Annotated in this window: 15 protein-coding genes; 2 read left to right on the top strand and 13 right to left on the bottom strand. The window is 46.0% G+C overall.

Annotated features, from left to right (window positions below; translation table 11 throughout):
- Positions 1-7 precede the first annotated feature (7 nt).
- From EHO57_RS18210 to hisD, 7 genes are read right to left on the bottom strand one after another with little or no spacing between them, the layout of a single operon-like run.
- Positions 8-1,423, bottom strand: coding sequence for an undecaprenyl-phosphate glucose phosphotransferase (locus tag EHO57_RS18210; protein ID WP_135642515.1), 1,416 nt, complete (start codon positions 1,421-1,423; stop codon positions 8-10).
- 1 nt (position 1,424) lies between these two features.
- Entirely contained in the window at positions 1,425-4,385 is a 2,961-nt protein-coding gene (locus tag EHO57_RS18205; protein ID WP_135642512.1) for an LPS-assembly protein LptD, read from the bottom strand.
- A 29-nt stretch (positions 4,386-4,414) separates the two neighbouring features.
- Positions 4,415-5,260, bottom strand: coding sequence for an undecaprenyl-diphosphate phosphatase (locus tag EHO57_RS18200; RefSeq protein WP_135642510.1), 846 nt, complete (start codon positions 5,258-5,260; stop codon positions 4,415-4,417).
- Between the two features lie 20 nt (positions 5,261-5,280).
- A complete protein-coding gene (locus EHO57_RS18195) occupies positions 5,281-6,012 on the bottom strand; it encodes a lipoprotein LipL31 (RefSeq protein ID WP_135642508.1) in 732 nt (243 codons plus the stop codon).
- A gap of 48 nt (positions 6,013-6,060) precedes the next feature.
- Positions 6,061-9,498 carry a transcription-repair coupling factor gene (mfd, locus tag EHO57_RS18190; protein ID WP_135642506.1) on the bottom strand — a complete coding sequence of 1,146 codons (3,438 nt, stop codon included), beginning with the start codon at positions 9,496-9,498 and terminating at the stop codon, positions 6,061-6,063.
- Between the two features lie 3 nt (positions 9,499-9,501).
- Positions 9,502-10,353 (bottom strand): pantoate--beta-alanine ligase, encoded by an 852-nt coding sequence (panC, locus tag EHO57_RS18185; protein ID WP_135642505.1) that lies wholly within the window; start codon positions 10,351-10,353, stop codon positions 9,502-9,504.
- Positions 10,350-11,639 carry a histidinol dehydrogenase gene (gene hisD, locus EHO57_RS18180; protein WP_135642503.1) on the bottom strand — a complete coding sequence of 430 codons (1,290 nt, stop codon included), beginning with the start codon at positions 11,637-11,639 and terminating at the stop codon, positions 10,350-10,352. Before hisD ends, panC begins: the two co-directional genes overlap by 4 nt.
- A 71-nt stretch (positions 11,640-11,710) precedes the next feature.
- On the opposite strand from hisD, the gene EHO57_RS18175 reads away from it, so the two are divergent.
- On the top strand, positions 11,711-12,484 hold the full coding sequence (locus EHO57_RS18175) for an exodeoxyribonuclease III (protein ID WP_135642501.1): 774 nt from the start codon (positions 11,711-11,713) through the stop codon (positions 12,482-12,484).
- On the opposite strand, the gene EHO57_RS18170 is transcribed toward EHO57_RS18175, so the two are convergent.
- Complete coding sequence (locus EHO57_RS18170; protein ID WP_135642499.1) at positions 12,485-12,856, bottom strand: hypothetical protein; 372 nt, start codon at positions 12,854-12,856, stop codon at positions 12,485-12,487.
- Positions 12,857-13,323: 467 nt separating this feature from the next.
- Entirely contained in the window at positions 13,324-14,316 is a 993-nt protein-coding gene (locus tag EHO57_RS18165; protein ID WP_210410007.1) for a diguanylate cyclase, read from the bottom strand.
- A gap of 229 nt (positions 14,317-14,545) precedes the next feature.
- On the opposite strand from EHO57_RS18165, the gene EHO57_RS18160 reads away from it, so the two are divergent.
- Positions 14,546-15,016: a four-helix bundle copper-binding protein gene (locus tag EHO57_RS18160; protein WP_135642495.1), complete on the top strand. Its 471-nt coding sequence runs from the start codon at positions 14,546-14,548 to the stop codon at positions 15,014-15,016.
- Here EHO57_RS18160 and EHO57_RS18155 read toward each other — a convergent pair.
- The 4 genes from EHO57_RS18155 to EHO57_RS18140 form a co-directional block, all read right to left on the bottom strand.
- Positions 15,013-16,440: a histidine kinase dimerization/phosphoacceptor domain -containing protein gene (locus tag EHO57_RS18155; protein WP_135642493.1), complete on the bottom strand. Its 1,428-nt coding sequence runs from the start codon at positions 16,438-16,440 to the stop codon at positions 15,013-15,015. The genes EHO57_RS18160 and EHO57_RS18155 overlap by 4 nt on opposite strands.
- Complete coding sequence (locus tag EHO57_RS18150) at positions 16,437-16,880, bottom strand: response regulator (protein WP_135642491.1); 444 nt, start codon at positions 16,878-16,880, stop codon at positions 16,437-16,439. Before EHO57_RS18150 ends, EHO57_RS18155 begins: the two co-directional genes overlap by 4 nt.
- A gap of 3 nt (positions 16,881-16,883) precedes the next feature.
- Positions 16,884-18,740 carry a PAS domain-containing sensor histidine kinase gene (locus EHO57_RS18145; RefSeq protein ID WP_135642489.1) on the bottom strand — a complete coding sequence of 619 codons (1,857 nt, stop codon included), beginning with the start codon at positions 18,738-18,740 and terminating at the stop codon, positions 16,884-16,886.
- A gap of 133 nt (positions 18,741-18,873) precedes the next feature.
- Positions 18,874-19,329, bottom strand: coding sequence for a peptidylprolyl isomerase (locus EHO57_RS18140; RefSeq protein ID WP_135642487.1), 456 nt, complete (start codon positions 19,327-19,329; stop codon positions 18,874-18,876).
- Between the last annotated feature and the right edge of the window lie 80 nt (positions 19,330-19,409).

The following is a 19,409-nucleotide window of genomic DNA, read 5'->3' as shown; positions in this document are numbered from 1 at the left end:
TTCTCCTTTAATATGCGTTCTTATCCATGACGCCTTTGAAAGGCGTAAGCAGGATGATCTTAATATCCAGCCAGAGAGACCAATTTTCTATATAATAGATATCCGCGGCTATCCTTTCGTCGATAGAGGTGTCCCCTCTCAGTCCTTTGACCTGGGCAAGTCCCGTAATACCGGCCTTGACCGCATGCCTTCTCATATAATGCCTATGATCGCTCTTGAACTTCTCAACGAAATGAGGTCTTTCCGGCCTAGGACCCACAACGGACATGTCCCCTAAAAGCACATTAAAAAACTGAGGTATTTCGTCAAGGGAGGTCTTTCGTAGTATCTTACCGATCGGAGTTACTCTCGGGTCGTTCTGGATCGTCCAAGTGGTCTCTGACTTTGACCTTTCTTGCACGACCATGCTCCTAAACTTGATCATCTTGAAGCTCTTATTGTCCAAGCCCACTCTTTCTTGGTAATAAAAGACAGGACCTCTGGAGGTTAACTTGATAAGCGCGGCAATGATCAGGAAGATAGGAGAGAAGATCAGAATAAAACTGAAAGAGAATAGAATATCAAAGCTTCTCTTGATCGCCCGATTGTAACCCAGACGAACAGGAATATTTCGAATGGAGATGACAGGAAGACCGTCCATCTCGTCCACTCTTCCCTTTGCTTTGATGAATTCTTGGAAGCCCGGAATGACTTTCAGATCGATCCCTTCCGTATCGCAGGCGTCCAAAACTTCTTGCAGATGATCGCCTTCCGCATTGTTCAATGCATAGACGACCAGATCCGGTTTCACTTCCAAAAGGACCTTTTCTATCTTAGAAGTCTTTCCTACCACCTTCATGTCCTTGCGGATCGGCTTGGGAAGCGCGGAACTCACATATCCTACGATCTCGTATCCGTAGATCTGATGTCTTTGGACGGAGTCGGCAAAACGGCTCGCAGTTTCCCTTACCCCGATCACAAGGACCCTTCTCAGATTGTATCCCTTGCTTCTCAAGTAACGCAGTATCTGTCTTGTGAACAAATGCAGCACACTGATGGAGAAGATATTGGTAGCAGCAAAGACCAGGATAAAGGAACGGGAGAATCTCTCACTTCCGAAGTCTCCCCGAAAGAAGAACAAAAGGGAGAGAACGGAGAATAGGTTTAAGAACACCCCACCTATGATGACCAGGAATTCGTCCGCAAAGGAAAGTCCTCTTCTGGGATGATAGAGATCTATGAATAAGAATACGATAACCTGAGATACGGAAAGGACCGAAGCCAAGACGAAATAGCTGACGGGGTCCACATAAGAGCGATCCACTCCTGTAGGATCTCCTACATAGAATCTGAGTAAGAATGCAAATAAGCAACTTCCCAAAGAGAAGATCAGATCCAGGATCACGAATAGTAATTTGAAGGTTTGGCTTCTTTCTTTTAGCATATTATTGAGATTCCACTCCCTCCACATAACCGGCTTTTAGCGGACGCTTTTTGAATCTATACAAACGCATTCTCGTCAACTGAGAGGAATCTTCCTGGCCCAGACTGAAATCCGTAAGAGATATAGAGAAGAAGACGGACTGGTCGTAAAAGGTAACCTGGCTCGCACCTGTGGTTCCTCCAGGAACGGATCTCAAGTCGCTACTTAATCCTAAACGGAAGTTCATGGTATGTAAATTATACTTTATAGTCCCCATGACACGATTGATATTCAATGCAGTATTCTGACGAGCCTGAGTTCCATTGATCCCGGTTCCATTGATCAAGTCCTGTCCAAAATTAGCGGAGGTCATGTTCATGGAAGTGAACGGAGCCGTAGGATCCTGGTTCAGGATATATCTTTGGTAGTAATAATTATCCGTTTGGTTGGTATATCTCCATGGCTCCGTCACTCTGGAATCTATCTCCGCTTCGAAGCCAAGCTCTCTTGTGATATCAATGCTCGCCTTCGCATATACCCGGTAATTATCCACCATAGAAGCATAATATATATGATACCAGGTCCCGCCCATTTCCAACTCTCTAATATATCTTAAGAAAGGAAGACGGAATCCTCCCATCTTATAGGAAACGGTCAGGTTATTCGAAAGAGGTCTGCCAAGGGGAGTATGGTATACGAAGTCGTTATTGAAGAAGATCCCTGAATAAAAGCTTCTCTTTCTTTCTAAGAGGCTTCGTTTGCGTTTGCTGAATCCTTCTAAGAAGTCTATATAACCAGCAAATCTGAATACAGTATAGTACCAACGCTCCTTATTCGTAGGTTGGGGTTGATACTGATCCGAGAAATTCCGAAGATCTCGGATGGTACGAAGTGAGATCTCGAAATTCTCCAGAGCGTAACTCTCCAAGGAAAGCTCCACCTCATGCTGCCTGTTCTTCATCAGGATGGGATCCTGCAATTCGGGCTTCTCCGCTTCCAACTTACGATAGGTAGCGTTAAAGAATAGGATAGGAGCTCCTACTCTCAGGTTCGTATTCGTTCTGAAATACTGATAACTATCCCGAGCAAGACTTCTTTCCAAAGAAGTAAAGTTCGTATTCACCGTGCTGGAAGAAGCGGTTCCGGCAGGCAACTGAGCCGATTGTTTCTTTGCTCCATAATATACCGCAGGAGCCAAGGAGATATAACTTCCAAAGTTCATAGAAGTACGAAACCCTGTTTCTCCCTGTAAGAAGGATTGCGTTCTCAATAGATTTTCCCGATAGGCTCCGGTTGGATCGTCGTAACTCCCATCAAGTGTAGGGATCTTCAACTTTTCCTGAACGGGGACCCCATAGAATCTCAACAGGGTATTCGTTAAATAGGAATCCCAATAGACAGGTGTCTCAAAATAAGGAAGTCTCGCTACCTCGGAACTATTCTTGATCGTAGTGGAAGGAAGAACGTCCACAGTAGGAAAATAACCGGACTTCGAAAGAGGGCTCAGGTTGTAGAAGATCATATTTCTCTTCATGTTCACGTTCACCGAGAGATCTCCCCTGTTCTCCGTATAATCCGCCTTCCATTCTAGAGTGTTTCGAACATAACCGAATCGAACGTCCCTGTAGGTATACAATGACTGCAAACTGTTATTGGGTTGATATCTATTCCCATACTCATATTCGAACAATCGATTCGTATAATTCTCGTATTGAATAGAGATATTCCGGGTAACGTCCTTTTCGGTGTTATTGGTTTTGGAATTTAAGAAGATCCTACCCTTCCACCAAGGATCCTTGTCCACTCCGACATTCGGGATATTGGTCCCGTAATAGTCTCCCTTATCGATTTCGTTCGTGACCCCGGTGGTGCCCAGTCCGTAATTCGCAAATCTGTTCTGGTACCCCGGAACGATCTGATAGGCTTTATGGTTGGCGTATCCTAAATCGATCTGATAATTTAAGTTCGGGCTCTGTCTCCACATTTCCGTTTGAAACGCCTGACCGGTCATTTCATAGAAGTCCGCCCGGAACTTATAGCCCATCGGAGCCCAGGAATTCCCAGGCAATACGGACCACTGGAAGGAGTTCTGCATGAACAAACCTTGGGTATTATTCTTACCCATCTGAGTGTTCCAACCATTGCCTAAATTATTATTATAGAAGAACGGAAGCCAGAAGACGGTGGTGCCTCCGACTTGAAAGCGCACATTCGATCCTATGATCGTCTTATCGTCATAGATCGTAACCTTGTCCACTTTGAAGGAATAGTGAGGCTTCTCTGCGTTACAAGAAGTGAAATAGCCCATTTCGAGCATGTAACGCTTATCATCTAGCTTCTTGAACTTTTCTCCTACAAAGTAAGCCGGAGACATGGTCCCTTTGGTATTATAGACCACTCCTTTATCCAGTTTATAATCGTAGATGAATTTGTCCCCGGTGACTCTCGCTCTTCCGTCCTCGAATTTGATCCCGCCTTCCGCATAGATCTCCTGCCGATCCGAATCCACGGAGATCGTCTCCGCCTCCAAGGCTCCGGTGCGAAGTTTCAGTCGGACCCTTCCCCGCAAAACGAGAACTCCACCCTTGGTCTTGTCCACTCTCATGAGTTCTCCTTCCGCGGCGTTCTCGATCACCATGGGGAGTTCCTTCTTATTGCTTTCGGCTAACGCGGAGAAGTCGGGTTTATTGTCCTCTTTTTCCCCGAGAGCGGCTTTGAGTCGTTTGCGTCTGGTATAAATGGAGCCTTCTCTGGAAAGACCTAGGTTTTCCAGCTGCTCGTCCACCTCCCTCTCGGTTAAGATCTCGATGGATCTTCCGAGCAATCGGTTTCTAGTCTTTACTACGGATCTTTGGGTATCGTCTTCGGTCGCGCTTGCTTCCGGAACCCCGGAAGTACGAGGGCCTGGGTCGCCCGTCTGCTGGGCCCAAGCAAGGCCCGGCAGAAAAAGGAGGATTAAACAATTTCGGATCCAGGGGCGCATTCCGATCTAAGCCAGACTATTGTGTCGGGTCAGTCCTGCATTACTAATTTATAGAAGGATAGCACCGCAATTCCCAATAGAATGCGATACCAGCCGAATCCGGAAAATGTATGAGCCTGCAAATACTTCAGGAACCATTTTATTACCAGGAAGCAGAGTAGAAAGGAAGCCACAAATCCAAGGATCAAAATAGGCAAATTGTCTCCGTCCAAAACGTTTCTGTGTTTGTACAATTTATAGGTGCTTGCCAGAAACAAAACAGGCACCGCTACGAAAAAGGAAAACTCGGCTGAATTCTTTGCGTCCTTTCCTAGAAATCTTGCAGTTACAATGGTAGCTCCAGAACGGGAAATACCGGGGATCAATGCCAAGCATTGGAAGATCCCAATGATCGCAGCGTCCTTCAAACGGATCGGGTTCTCACCCTTCTCCTTTGAATTTCTTTGAAACCAATATTCAGAAAGAAGAATGAAGACTCCTCCTACAAGCCAGGCCCAACCTAGAATTGCGAGAATATCCTCTCTTCCCTTGATCTTATCCAGAAATCCCCTAAATGCAAAGCCTGCGACCATGATGGGAAGAAAGCCGACTGTAACCTGGGCTAAGAACAGAAAGCCTTCCTTTTCAGCTTCTTTTTTGCGAAGATAAGAAAGAGCGGACCTTCCTTGTAGGAAGAATTTATCCCTATATAAGATCAGGACAGATAGGATCGCACCACTTTGGATGAATATATCGAATAGATCGTCGAATTCCTCTCCTTCCACAAACGGGAAGAAAGAGGAGAAGAGGAAAAGGTGTCCCGTGGAGGACACCGGTAGAAATTCCGTGAGCGATTCTAAAATGCTACGGAAAAAAGCGTTTAGATATGAATTCAATTCGGTAAGTTAAATTTAGCTTACTTGGTTTCCGTTGCTGGCGTAGCCGCCGGAGCAGGAGTCGCCGCGGAAGCCGGAGCTGCTTCTCCCTTCTTAGAATCTGGGAAAGTGAATTCTTGGTCTAGGTATTTTTCCAGGTCGAACTTATCGTTATGCTTGATAGAAACGCCTTCTTTGATCCTGTCGATAACGGATTGGTATACAGTCTTGGATTTTTCACCCTTGATCTGAGCGCGAACTGCATCATAGCATTGCTCGATAGTAAGAGACTCTGCTTGTTTGTATTTCGCTCTCAGCTCCTTACAACCAGCTTCTAACTCTTGTTCAGTGATCTTGATCCTAGATTCGATCTGTTCGGTGATGTACATGTTAGAGATCAACTGCATCTCTTGGAACTTTAAGATTTCCTTAATATCTGCTCTCTTGCTGAAACCGCTTTTATCTGCGGCAGCCTTGATCACCAACATCTGGCGATAGTTCTCAAAGAATCTTCTCTTCTTGAATTCGTTTCTTAGAACTAAAAAGCTTTGAGGAACTTTGTCTTCGCTTTCGGTTAAGAACTTGATGATATTTTTCTTTTCGATGTTTTGAGTGCGGCTCAGGGTATCAAGAGCGGTATCGTATGCAGCTTCGAAGCTTGCGGTAGTCACCTTATTGCCATCAATGGATTCGATGACAGGGGTTCCGTCCCCACAGTTCGCATACGCAACGATTGAAAATATTACAATTAAAGATACAGATAGCCGTTTCATTTAGAGGAATTCCTATGCAAAAAGTAGTACCGCCTGCCCTGGCGTCTATTACTTTTTGTCAGGCTGCATTTCCGTTAATAAGTACACTAATTGCGAAAGTTTGTCTTTTAGATTGGCTTTGCCCGGAATGTACAGAAGCACATTCGGTTCTCTAGGATTCATGGTGAGCCCCATTCTTGCGGAGATCAAGTTCACAATTTTCTCATAGCTCCCTAAAAAATGGGAACCTAATTTTAAACGGATCTCCTCTCCTAGTTCGGATACGGATTCGAAGCCAAGGACGGAAGCAAGAGTGCGGATCTTCTCCAACATGAGAAATGTCTTGGCCTCTTCGGGAGGTTCGCCGAAACGATCCGTCATTTCCCGAGTGACTTCCTCTATCTCGTCCAAGTCTCTCGCACCTTCGAATCGTTTATAGAATTCGATCTTTTGTCTTGTATCCGAAATATAGGTTTCCGGAATGAAGAAGTTGGAATCCAGATTGATCGCAGTGCGGACCTCTATCTTCACATCCTCTCCCTTGATGCGTGCGATCGCTTCTTCCAGCATCTGCACATAGAGATCGAATCCGACCTCCATGATATCCCCGGACTGTTCCTTGCCCAAAAGATTTCCCGCTCCTCTGATCTCTAGATCTCGCATGGCCACTTTGAATCCGGAACCGAGTTCTTGGTATTCATAGATGGTATTCAAACGCTTCTCCGCATCTTCCGTTACCACTCTGTCTTTCGGGAGAAGAAGATACGCAAATGCCTTTCGATCGCTTCGGCCCACTCTTCCTCGGATCTGATAAAGCTGGGAAAGTCCGAATAGATCGGCTCTCTTGACGATCAGAGTATTCACATTCGGGATATCGATCCCTGATTCTATAATGGTAGTAGTGACTAAAATATCGAACTTACGTGCATAGAAGTCCACAAGGGTCTCTTCGATCTCTTCTTCCGTCATTTGTCCATGCAGCACCCCAATAGAAGCTTCCGGAACGATTTCGTTTAATCTCTTGGTTTCTTGCTCAATCGATTCCACACGATTATAAAGATAGAAGACCTGGCCTTCTCTTGCGAGTTCGTTCCGAATGGCCTCTCGAAGAACCTCTTCGTCCTCTTCGATCACGTATGTTTCTACGCTTTGTCTGTTCTTAGGAGGGGTCGCGATAATGGAAAGTTCTCGGATCCCGGTCAATGCCATATGCAAAGTCCTAGGGATCGGGGTCGCGGTAAGGGTCAGCACATCCACCAGATTCTTTATCTTCTTAATGGATTCCTTATGGTTCACCCCGAATCTTTGCTCTTCGTCTATGATGAGAAGTCCCAGGTTCTTGGGCTGGACCGAGTTAGCTAGCACAGCGTGGGTCCCAATCACCATATCCACTTTCCCGGAAGCGAATCTTTTCAGGACATCCCTGGTCTCGCCGGGAGTCCGAAGACGAGAAACAAGCTCCACACTGATCGGGTAATTCTCGAACCTCTTTCTCATATTATTATAATGTTGTAATGCAAGGATCGTAGTGGGAGCAAGCATAAGGATCTGCTTACCTGCCATCGCCACCTTGAATGCGGCACGGATCGCAACCTCCGTCTTTCCATAGCCGACGTCCCCGCATACCAATCGATCCATAGGCTTAGGGGATTCTAAGTCCTTCTTGACCGCTTCGATCGCCTCGATCTGATCCGGAGTTTCCTCGTATTCAAACTCGGCCTCGAACTCTTCTTGGTAGATCGTATCCGGAGGAAAAGAATATCCCTGTAACTTGATCCGATTGGAATACATCCGAACCAGATCTTCTGCCAGTCCCTCGACCGCCTTTTGGACCCTATCCTTTGTCTTCTTCCAAGTGCTCTTTCCAAGACTATCCAGTCTCGGTCTTTCTGTTCCACCTACGAATCTTTGGACAAGGGAGATCTGATCCAAGGGAACGAATAGAGTATCCGCTCCATGGTATTCTAATTTTAGGAAATCCCTTTCCTTTCCGCCTGCGTTCACTCTTTCGATCTTCAGGAATTTTCCGACCCCATGGTTTACGTGAACCACGAAGTCCCCTTCCTTCAGATCCAAGAAACTTTGGATGGCCTTACTATTCTGTTTTTTGAATCTAGTCTTACGTTTGTATTCCCTGCCGAATACGTCATTCTCGGATAAAAGAAGAAGTTTCTCTTCCTCCCAAAGAAACCCATTCCGTATCTCGGAGACTGCGAGGTATACGTCATCTCCTGATCTTGGAGGAATGGAGATCGGTTCCGGTTCCGTCGCCTCCGGGTTTAATAAACGAATTCCTTCGGATCCGAATAGCCCCAGAAGTCTCTGGGTCTGTGCCTCGAAGGAGGAAGTAAGGATCACTCTCCAGCCTTCTTCCAACTTTAATTCTCCGATTTTTTCTCGTACTTCTCGGATCTTTCCCTTGAAGCCCGGAGCCTCTTTGATCGGGCAGATCAGATCCTCGTCCTTACTCGGAGGAAGTTGAGTAAAACTCACTCCTTGCACTTTTTCCAAGGCGCTCAATTCATCTCCCTCGCTCAAAAGATGAGCAGGGGATGCGCATAGGATCTCGGTGCTTCTTTTTTCGTAGAGCGAGGAATATTCCCTTTGTAAATGAGAAGTCCTTTCCTTGACCCCGTTCGGATCCGGAAAAATAAGCAAGGGTTTCGTATTAAAAAAAGATAAAATACCACGATTCTCCCGGATCATCGGGATCAATTCCTCGTAATATGTTCCTCCGGAACCGTCCGGGATCTCAGGCAAATGCAAAGAAGTGTCCGCTTTTGCGATCAATTCCCTATATTTTTCCTTCTGCTCTTCGGTGAGAACGAATTCATCCGCAGGCAAAAGAAGCGCCTCTTGCAGAGAATCGGAAGATCTCTGGGTTTCCGGATCGAAGGTACGAATGGATTCTATCTCATCCCCAAAGAAATCTATCCGAACTGGGTCCGAGGAGAAGGAAGAAAACACATCCAAGATCCCTCCCTTCAAACTGAATTCACCGAAGGCCTGGCACATATCCACGCGATGGTATCCCAGACGAATGAGTTCTCTCATTAAGTTTTCCGGCTGGATCTCTTGGTCTATCTTGATCAAAAGAGATCTTCCTTTTAACGCGGAAGCCTCGGGCAAGGTCTTCAGAAAACCGGAAACAGAAGTGAATACCAAGGCCTTTTCGCCGGAGAGAATACGAGCGAGAGCCTTGATCCTTTCTCTCTTCATCTCTTGCGGATAACGCATGTATTCGTATGGCAAGACTTCCTGGCCCGGCAGATAACAGATAGAATCCGAATCTAGATAGCTCAACGCTTCCCTGTATAGGAACTCCGCCTCCGTACTTGTAGGAGCAATTACGATAGAAGAGGATTTTCGAGTCTTAAAAATACTCGCTGCCAAAAGAGAATGTACAGAACTCGGAACGGAAGAGATCCTAACCCCCGGTTGGACCGAGGACAAAAGATCTTCCAGAGGCTTTTTCCAATCAGAAGGAACGGAAGAAGACTTAGCCATGGATTAGGAAACCCTTACGGTAAGATTATCGATCAGTCGGACCTGGCCCAGAAAGGCCGCCACCGCCAAAAGGATCTCTCCTTTCAGTATATGCAATTCTTCTAATGTATTCGCATCCAGGACTTCCAGATAATCGATCTGTATCAAAGAAGAAGAGTCCAAGACATCCTTCATGACATTCAGCACTTCGACAGGATCCTTTTCGCCTTGGCGGATGAGGTTCTCCCCCAGACGAAGGGCCCGATGCAAAAGCAAGGCCTCTTCCTTCTCCTTAGGACTCAAACGAGCGTTCCTGGAACTCAAAGCCAGTCCTTGCTCGGAACGGACCGTATCCACTCCGACGATCTCCATAGGAAATCCGAGCGCCTTTACGAAATCACGAACGACCAAGAACTGTTGATAATCCTTCTTTCCGAAGTAAGAGCGATCCGCGGGAATGGTATGGAAAAAACGGGATAAGACCAGAAGCACTCCTTCAAAGTGACCGGGACGAGTGGTGGCATCCAGATTCTGCATGAGATGAGGAACTCGCAACTCGACGGAAGGGATCCCGCCTGGATACATGGTATCCTTTGCAGGAAGATAGACAAGATCCGCTCCAGCTTCTTTACAAATTCGTAAATCGCCTTCCGTATTTACCGGATACTTAGCGTAGTCTTCCGGATCGTTGAATTGAGCTGGATTTACGAAAATGGAAACTACAGTTTTGTCGTTCTCGGAAGCAGATCTACGAAAAAGATCCGCATGCCCCTCATGCAAGAAGCCCATGGTAGGAACAAATCCCACCTTCAGCCCCTTGGACTTCCAAGCAAGGACCGCTTCCGTGATCTCTTTCGGCTCGGAAGAATGGATCATACTTCCCTCTTAGGAAGGCGTACCTTGACGGAATTCCCATGCTCTTCATCCAAGCCTTCGAATTCGGATAATACTTTTACGTAAGGATATAATTTCTCGAGAGAATCCCGGGTTACTTCCTGGTAGGTGACCCGTTTCAAGAAGGTCATGACCCCTAAGGAAGAAAAGATCCTACTTCCTCCCGCAGTTGGAAGAATATGGTTTGTGCCGCTGATATAATCTCCCATTGCCACAGGAGAATATGGTCCCAAAAATACGGAACCTGCATGCTTGATCTTCCGGAATAATTCCTTGTAATTCTTGGTCTGGATCTCCAGGTGCTCGGGTGCATATAAGTTCGAAAAATCAACGCAAGAATCTAAATTAGGAAAAACTAATATCCAACTCTCGTTCTCTATCGAAGCCTTTTTGATATCCGCTCTCTTAGGCCTTTCCTTCAGAGCCAGGTCGATCTCGGCTGCGACCTTCTTCGCAAATCCCATGGAATCCGTACAGAGTATCGCAGCAGAATCCTCGCCGTGCTCCGCTTGGGAAAGAAGATCCGCCGCCACCCAATTCGGGTTCGCAGAATCGTCTGCGATCACAAGCACTTCGCTCGGACCGGCAGGACTATCTATACCGATCACACCTTGGCCGCTTAAGAGTATCTTGGCGGCAGTCACGAATTTATTCCCGGGACCGATCACAAATTCGGAGCGGGGAATACTCTTCGTTCCATAAGAAGCCGCGGCGATCCCTTGGGCTCCTCCCGCAGTCACGATCGCATCCGCACCTGCGATCTTTGCCGCAGCGAATAGACCGTCCGGGATCCCTTCTTTCTGAGGAGGGGTTACGATCTGGATATGTTTCACACCTGCGATCTTTGCAGGAATTACTCCCATTAGAATGGTAGAAGGATACAATGCCTTACCACCGGGAGCATACACGGTCACCGATTCAATGGGAGTATAACGTATGCCGAGGGAATTTCCGGAGACTTGCACATCCAAGTCGGAAGGCATCTGGGCCTTGTGAAAGATGCTGATATTTTCCTTTGCCTTTTCCAGGGCGGCAACCAGTTCAGGATCCGCAGTCCCCTTCCAGTCCGGAACAGGATGATAGAAAGAAGAAGGTTCTAATTTGTCGAATTTAAGAGTGAAGTCCCGGACCGCCTCGTCTCCTCTGGTCCTCACCTCTTCCAGGATCGGCCGGACCAAAGAAAGAGTATCGTTCAGGTCTTGCTTAGCCCTCTGTAGGATAGACTCTAAGGAAAAACCGGCGTCTACTTCTCGGATCCGAATGCCCATACGGACATATTTTTTCTTTGCCCGGACTTCGCATCCCGAAAATCCTGGGTTCTCTTCTAAGGACAAGGACCATGAAAGTTTTTTGCCTCAACTGTAACGGGATTCGATCTTCCTGGGAAAAAGGACTCGGGGATATACTGACTTCCGAAAAACCGGACTTCGTATGTTTCCAAGAGACCAAGGCGCAACCGGACCAACTCTCTTCGGAGCAATGGGAGAGCTTGGGCTACAAGGCCTATTTTCATTCCGCAGAAAAGAAGGGTTACTCCGGCGTCAGTCTCTGGACCAAGAAAGAGCCCAAGAAGATCACCTATGGGATCGGAGTAGATGAATTCGATAAGGAAGGAAGAAGCGTTCTTGCCGAGTTCGATTCGTACGCGATATGGACGGTTTACTTTCCCTCCGGAACTACAGGAGATGTGAGACAGGCCGCCAAGATGAGATTTTTAGACGAATTCCTCAAGCTTGCCACTAAATTAAAGAAGAAGTATCCGAATCTGATCCTATGCGGAGACGTAAACATCGCTCACACGGAACGAGATATACATGATCCTAAAGGGAACGCAAAGAGTAGCGGATTTCTCCCGGAAGAAAGAGCCTGGGTCACTAAATTCCTGTCCACAGGATGGCTGGATAGTTTTAGGGAATTGTATCCCGACAAACAAGAATATACTTGGTGGACGTTCCGAGCTGGGGCAAGGGGAAAAAACAAGGGATGGAGGATCGATTATTTCTTCGTGACTCCGGAGCTGAAAAGCAAACTGAAAAGCCTGACAGTGAGAAAGGACCCAATCCTCTCCGACCACGCGGCCATGATCTTAGAACTAGACCTTCCTAAGAAATGATCATTTCTTAGGAAGAGTGAGATCGATCTTAGGAAGGTTCTTCTTTAGAAAATCGGAAAGTTCCGATTCGAATACGAGTACGGTGTCCGTGATCCTCTCCGGAGATTTGGAACGAACCACCTTCTTGTCCAAGAGTTTCCCTGAAAATAAGAGCGGGTCTTTCCAAAAAGGGACTTTGATCTCGATCACAGCATTCGTACCTTCCGCCGGGTCAGGATGAAAACGATCCAAGGTAAAGCTTAAAGCTGTACCTTCAATCCCCTCCCAAGTAGCAGGAAAGTCCCCGGACGAAGAATGAACTTGCACGGGAAGCTTTACCGTTTCAAAGAATCGATTCTTGAACTCCTGTACGATTTTATCCAAAATAGCCATTCTATATTTCTCTATCGTTAATTAACAAATAAGACTTAGTGCAACGCAAACAAATTTCAACTTTTTAGAAAAAAATGAGGGGTTTGTGAATACTTTTTCGGGAATCCCGGGAATAAAGCGAACACTCTATCGGAAGCTTTTAGAGGAAGAAGCGGCTATCCTGCAAATGATCTTGAGCGGAAAAAGAAGTTATAAAAAGGATGGTTTCCACCTAACATTGACTTGTCGATGCAACGTTTTGTAGACGTTCAGTGAGTATGAGAGAAAGAACCATGATCTTTCGATATGTATTCCCTCCTATCATACCCACCTTTCTGAATCGTTCTGTAGATAAGACCCAAGAGACATCCTAGTCTTTCCATTGCTTTCTTAAAAAACTTCCAAGTTATGGATTGTTTATATTCGGGTCCAGAAAGGTCCCAAGCACTCTTTTGCGCTGTCGAAGATACTACAAATTAGAAGGAGTCTTACTTTGAATACAGAGCGACCTGATTTCGTCCTGTTTCTTTCGCTTTATACAAAGCGGTATCCGCTTCTTTCAAAAAGATCTGAGAATCCTTTTCTCCCTTTCCGGGAGTCCGAGTCGAGATACCGATACTGACAGAAACAAAAGGAGAAGTTTGAGAGGCCTCATGGACCAATTTCAATTCTTGGACCTTGCTTCGAATATTCTCCGCAACTAATGCCGCCTTCTCCGCATCTGTTTCCGGAAGAATGACTGCAAATTCCTCTCCGCCGTATCTTGCCGGAAAGTCACCCGCTCTTCTGGCGGTATCCTTTAGGACCCCTGCCACCTTTCGGATACAATCGTCCCCGGCCTGGTGACCATACGTATCGTTGTATTTCTTAAAGAAATCTATATCCAGGAGAAGAAGAGAGATCGGCTTTCCGCCTCGGCAGGACCGTTTCCATTCCACTTCTAGGATCTCGTCAAAGAAGCGCCTATTCCAGATCCCGGAGAGTCCATCCGTTCTGGAGACTCTTAAGAGAGCTTGGTATGCTTCGGAGAGTTTATCCGTGATCTCTTCTAGGTCCTTTTCTCTTTGCTTTCTTTGCAGCATCTCATGGCGAAGTCTGAGAGCGGACCGAACTCTCGCTCTTAGTTCGTTTGCATCGAAGGGCTTGGTTACATAGTCGATAGCGCCGATCTCGAATGCGGATTCCAGAGTCTGCGCGTCATGGATTGCAGTGATGATAATTACTGGTAGATCTGCGAACTCTTCCTTGGAGCTCATTGTCTTCAGGATATCCAGGCCGTTCATCCCGCCGGGAAGAAGAATGTCCAAAAGAAGTAGGGAGATTTCTTTCTTATTCTTAGGATCTCCGTTTAACCCCAACCATTCCAAGGCCGTGTTCGGATCCTGAGTGGAAATTACATCCCCGTAGCCTGCCTTCTTTAAGATCCTCTCCACCAAGAGGCAGTTTTCGGGAGCGTCATCTAAGATGAGGATCCTATCTATTTCTGCGTGCGGAGAAACAGTTTTGCCTGTGTCTTTATTTGGCCCAAACATCTTCGCTATTTCTTCATCCGACGGAAGATTCAATTTCTTATTACTTTTAAGAAAAGAATTTTACTAAGCTATAGGAAAAGTTTTGGAAAGAAAGCCGTTTTTTTTTCTTCGCAGAAGTGTTTTTAGGCGACGAAAAGCATTCCTACCTGTAATTTAGAACGGTTCGAAGGGGGATACTTTGGAACAAACATTTTCAAGAAAACAAATCCTTGGCCTAGGCGGGGCAACTATCGCGGCACTTGCGAGTTCTTCCGTATTCGGAGAGGATCATTCTTCCAAAAAGCATTCTAAAAAAATGAAGAAATCAAATGCAATGCCGGTAGGTTCCGCAGCAGAGGCATCTACTCAATGCATTCTCAAGGGAAAGATCTGTATCAATATGTGCGTGGACGCTCTTTCAGAAGGTCACACCGAAATGGCGGATTGCTTGCGAAGCGTCGAAGAAACCATAGCGCTCTGCGAAGCGTTCGTGACCCTTTCTTCTCTGCAGTCGCAGGCTACCAAGAAATTAGCTTCTCTTTGCATCGAGTCCTGTGAGCGATGTGCGACCCAATGCGATAAACACGCTGACCATCACCAAGAGTGCAAGGACTGCGCCGAGGCTTGCAAGACCTGTATTTCCGAGTTCAAAAAACTCCTCGCGGCCTAAAGTGGGAATTCCACGGTAAACTTAGTTCCCTGTGCGGAGGTTTGGATATCCAGCTTGGCCTTCAATTGTTTGGACAGGATCCGGATCAGTTGAAAGCCAAGGGTTTCCTTGGATTCAATCTCCGCATAGTCCGGGATTCCTGCCCCATTATCCCCCACTTCCATTCGAAAGACACCGTTCTCATAATCTGCCTTAATGTAGAATTCCCCGTTCTTTCGATCCCCATACGCATATTTGATCGAATTGGTCGCGATCTCATTCACCATCATTCCGATCGGTAATGCCTTCTCCACGGCAAGGCTGAGTTCTCCAACTTCCACTGCTCTGTGAACCTTTGAGCCGGTACCGTATACATTCCATAGATTATCCAAGAGCTTATCGACATACGAACCCAGACCTACCTCTGAGAGATTTTTAGAATTATAGAGTTCATTATGAACGAGAGACATCGAATAGATCCTACTTTCCGTATCCTTTAGCTCTCGGGTCACTTCCTTGTTCTTGGCGTAATTTGCCTGCAAGTTCAAAAGACTAGCCATGATCTGTAGATTGTTTTTGACCCTATGATGGATCTCCTGCAGTAGTGCTTCCTTTTCTCTCAAGGACTGAAGAAGGGATTCTTCCGACTGTTTCCATTTAGTCATGTCGACTAGGATCGCGAGCACGATCTCTTTTCCCTGCAATTGAAAACGATAGGATGTAATCTCCATCAGAAGAGGAGTACCGTCCTTTCTCTTATGCACATGGGTTTCCGGGGAATTCTTTCCGTATTTCAAGATAGGAAGAACATCGCTTCCTTCCGCGCTCTGGTTCGCAAATAGATTATGAAATTGTAAACTTTGGAACTCTCTCCGATCATAACCATAGACTCTCTCCGCTTCTTGGTTCAGGTCCAGGATCCCTTCGGATGCTATATCGTAGAGAAGCACCGGATGGGGATTATGCTCGAAGATCAACCTATATCTTTCTTCGCTTTCTCGGATATGATAGGATTGCTTCTCTAACTTTGCGAGCATCTCATGTCTTTCGATCGCATAACGTATGGACCGGAACAGAAGAAGAGAATCGAACTTTCCCTTGATCAGATAATCCTGACCACCGGCCTTCAAGGCCTCTGTCGCAAGATTCTCATCTTCCGTTCCGGAGCAGATCACGATCGGGATCTTAGGATATGCCCGACTGATCGTTTCAAATCCATGAAGACCAAAACTGTCCGGCAGGGACAGATCCAAAAGAATACAATCTATCTCTTCGGAATGATCCTCTAATAGTTCCATTGCTGCCTCAACAGTCACGGAATATCTCAGACGGATCCCATACGGATCCGCTTCCATAAGATACAACTCGAAGAGCCTGGAATCATCTGGGTTGTCTTCGACAACTAGAATCTGTTTCATCTGGGTGGAGACGACTCTTGTTCTCATTTGGGAGGTAGCCTGGAAGTTTGGAACCAATAGATCCTTAGAGTCGCCATTGCCTCCAAAAAATTATCGTATTCCACCGGCTTTTGTATATATGAGTTCGCGTGCAAATTGAAGGTTGCCATTATATCCCGTTCCGCGCCGGATGTAGTCAAGACCACCACGGGGATCCTTTTGTACTCCGGATCGGACTTCAATTCCTCCAAGACCTCCAGGCCGTTTTTCTTAGGTAAGTTCAGGTCCAAAAGGATAAGATCGGGACGACAGGCTCCTACGAAGTCCCCTTCTCCCTTTACGAAATCTATGGCTTCTTCTCCGTCTTTTGCGACGAACAATCTCTTCTCTTCTTCTAATTCTTCTAAAGCTTCCATCGTAAGCCTCACATCCGCGGGATTGTCTTCCACCAGAAGAATATCAAAGTATTTTTTTTTAGACGAACTCATGCATTAAACCTCAGGCAAGGTAAAGAAGAATTCGGAACCGCTTCCGAGCAGGGACCGAACCCAGATCTTACCCCCATGATTCTCCACTATTTTCTTGCATATAGACAAACCTATCCCTGTCCCAGGATATTCCGAATTTGCATGCAGCTTTTGAAATATTATAAAAATACGATCGAAGTATTTCGCATCCATTCCGATCCCATTATCGGACACGCAGAATTCCAAAGCGCCCTGGACTTCTTTCACACTCACTTCGATCAGAGGTGTCCTCTTGGGAGAACGGAACTTGATCGCATTCGAAATAAGATTACTGAATAAACGATGGATCTGCTCCGGATCGGCATATATATTCGGAAATGGTCCTTCAAAGATCAGTCTGGTCCGAGTCTCTCGGATCACGGAACCAAGATCTCTTTCTACTTCTTCTAAGATCTCTTCCGGATCGATCCTAGTTTTCTTAACGGAAGCGGAGCCTACTCTAGAATAACTTAAAAGGCTCTCGATCAATACCTGTTGTCTTTTTGCTGCATCGACGGAAACCCGAATGAATTCCTTCATCTCCGGTTTGATATCTTTCTCGAATTTTCTCTCCAAGAGCTGTAAGTAGCTAGCGATTGTCCGCAAAGGTTCTTGGAGATCATGGGAAGCGATATAAGCGAACTGTTCCAATTCCTTATTCGTTTTTTCAAGTCCTCTTAAGGCCGCTTCCAAAGATTCGTTCGTTTCTTTCTTCTCGGTGATATCTCGATTCACCATGATCAACCCTGGTGAGACAAAACCGTCCGGAATGATCTTCTTAAAATTACTTTCGATGGAGATCTTCTTTCCGGAACTTAAAGTATGAATGAGTTCTCTCTTGGAAGCGCCGATCGTTTCCCAATCCTTCATGGCGGCCCTGTAATTCTCGTCTGAGATCCAATCCTCTTTGAACATCGAGGTGTAATGTTTGCCTAGACAATCACTCTCTCCCACTTCATAGAGTTTTGCGGCGTATTTATTATAGTATGTGATTCTTTGGTCCGCATCCAAGGCAATGATCGCATCGTTTACCTGAGAGATTACGGCAAGATTGAATCGGATCATAGCCTCATATTCGAGCCGATCCGAAATATCGTACATGATCCCGAGTATCTCTTCTACCTTCCTCTTCTTTCCAAAGCGAGGATACATCCTGGTTTCTATATAAAGACCGTTTATCTTACTATGATATATGCTTTCTTCTCCTTGTAGGGCCTTGTTAAAAGCATCTATCACTTCGGGACGGGATTCCGCTCTTTCATAAACGGTTTTACCGGCAATATCCTTCGGTTCCAATCCCAATCGTTTCAGCCCATTTCCTTCCGATAACAAGATCTTTCCTTCGGTAGAAATGGAGAAGACCACTACGGGAAGGTTTCCGATCACGGTCTTGAAATCTATAGTACGTTTTTCTAATGAATCCTGGGCTTCTTTTCTGTCGGTGACATCTATTGCAACGCCTACGATCCCGCTGATCTCCCCCTCTATCGATCTAGAAGGAGAAATTCGGATCGAAAAGAATCTTTCCCCAAATTCTATTTCGGAGCTGATCTCTTTTCCTACCAGAACGAGCTCCAAAACTTCTGCGGGACCCAAGCTGCGAAGACTGCCATCCGGCTCGGAGACCTCCGCCGTCCAAGCGTAGTCTACGAAGTTTGTACCCTTCATAGTGCTCGGATCTAGGCCCAAGGCATCCAAGGACTTGCCGGAAACATAGTTGATCAACCCTTCTCGGTCCGCGGAAAAGAGTATAATAGGTGAATTGAAGAGGATATAATCTAAGAGAGACTTAGCAAATACCGAAGTGTCGGAGTAGCCTAATGTTTTGGAGAGTGATTCCATATAGAATCCCCACCGGAACCTCGATCCCGGAAGGAACTCTTAATTATGGCGAAAATAGGATATTTTCAAGCATATTTCAAGTTTTTCAACATGATTTTCCACATACTCGCAAAATGATCCCCTAAGGGATCCATTATACGATCTCTATGGTCTCGATCACCACAGGTTGGAGGGGTCTATCTCCTGGTCCAGTGCCTGTTTCAGAGATTGCCTGAACTATGTCTTCTCCCTCGGAAACATGACCAAAAACCGCATGTCTATTGTCCAGATAGAGATTGTCCCGTACATTGATGAAAAACTGGGATCCTCCGGTGTTTGGTCCGGCATTTGCCATGGAGATCGTGAATTTCTTATTCTTCAGATCCGGATGGAACTCGTCTTGGATCTTGTATCCTGGGCCACCCATCCCGGTTCCATTCGGGCAACCGCCCTGGATCATGAAATTGGCGATGATCCTATGAAAGATCAGGCCATTATAAAAGCCTTTTTGAGCTAATTGGATAAAATTGCCGGCGGTAATCGGGGCTTTCTCATCCTCCAATAAAACGGAGAATTCCCCACGATTGGTTTTGAACTTTGCAACTGCCATAGTTTTCCTCTAACATCCAAAATCCTTCAGTCGTTTAAAGGATCAACTAAATCTGACAATTGATCCGAGAAACTCTTTCC

The sequence above is a fragment of the Leptospira langatensis genome, from assembly GCF_004770615.1.
Lineage (GTDB): Bacteria > Spirochaetota > Leptospiria > Leptospirales > Leptospiraceae > Leptospira_B > Leptospira_B langatensis.
Note: the sequence above shows the minus strand (reverse complement) of the source record. Positions and strands in the feature narration are given on the sequence as shown.

Excerpts from the sequence above, each read along its gene's own strand:
- EHO57_RS18210 (WP_135642515.1), bottom strand. The coding sequence starts at position 1,423 with ATGCTAAAAGAAAGAAGCCAAACCTTCAAATTACTATTCGTGATCCTG.
- EHO57_RS18205 (WP_135642512.1), bottom strand. The coding sequence starts at position 4,385 with ATGCGCCCCTGGATCCGAAATTGTTTAATCCTCCTTTTTCTGCCGGGC.
- EHO57_RS18195 (WP_135642508.1), bottom strand. The coding sequence starts at position 6,012 with ATGAAACGGCTATCTGTATCTTTAATTGTAATATTTTCAATCGTTGCG.
- mfd (WP_135642506.1), bottom strand. The coding sequence starts at position 9,498 with ATGGCTAAGTCTTCTTCCGTTCCTTCTGATTGGAAAAAGCCTCTGGAA.
- panC (WP_135642505.1), bottom strand. The coding sequence starts at position 10,353 with ATGATCCATTCTTCCGAGCCGAAAGAGATCACGGAAGCGGTCCTTGCT.
- hisD (WP_135642503.1), bottom strand. The coding sequence starts at position 11,639 with ATGGGCATTCGGATCCGAGAAGTAGACGCCGGTTTTTCCTTAGAGTCT.
- EHO57_RS18175 (WP_135642501.1), top strand. The coding sequence starts at position 11,711 with ATGAAAGTTTTTTGCCTCAACTGTAACGGGATTCGATCTTCCTGGGAA.
- EHO57_RS18170 (WP_135642499.1), bottom strand. The coding sequence starts at position 12,856 with ATGGCTATTTTGGATAAAATCGTACAGGAGTTCAAGAATCGATTCTTT.
- EHO57_RS18155 (WP_135642493.1), bottom strand. The coding sequence starts at position 16,440 with ATGAGAACAAGAGTCGTCTCCACCCAGATGAAACAGATTCTAGTTGTC.
- EHO57_RS18150 (WP_135642491.1), bottom strand. The coding sequence starts at position 16,880 with ATGAGTTCGTCTAAAAAAAAATACTTTGATATTCTTCTGGTGGAAGAC.
- EHO57_RS18145 (WP_135642489.1), bottom strand. The coding sequence starts at position 18,740 with ATGGAATCACTCTCCAAAACATTAGGCTACTCCGACACTTCGGTATTT.
- EHO57_RS18140 (WP_135642487.1), bottom strand. The coding sequence starts at position 19,329 with ATGGCAGTTGCAAAGTTCAAAACCAATCGTGGGGAATTCTCCGTTTTA.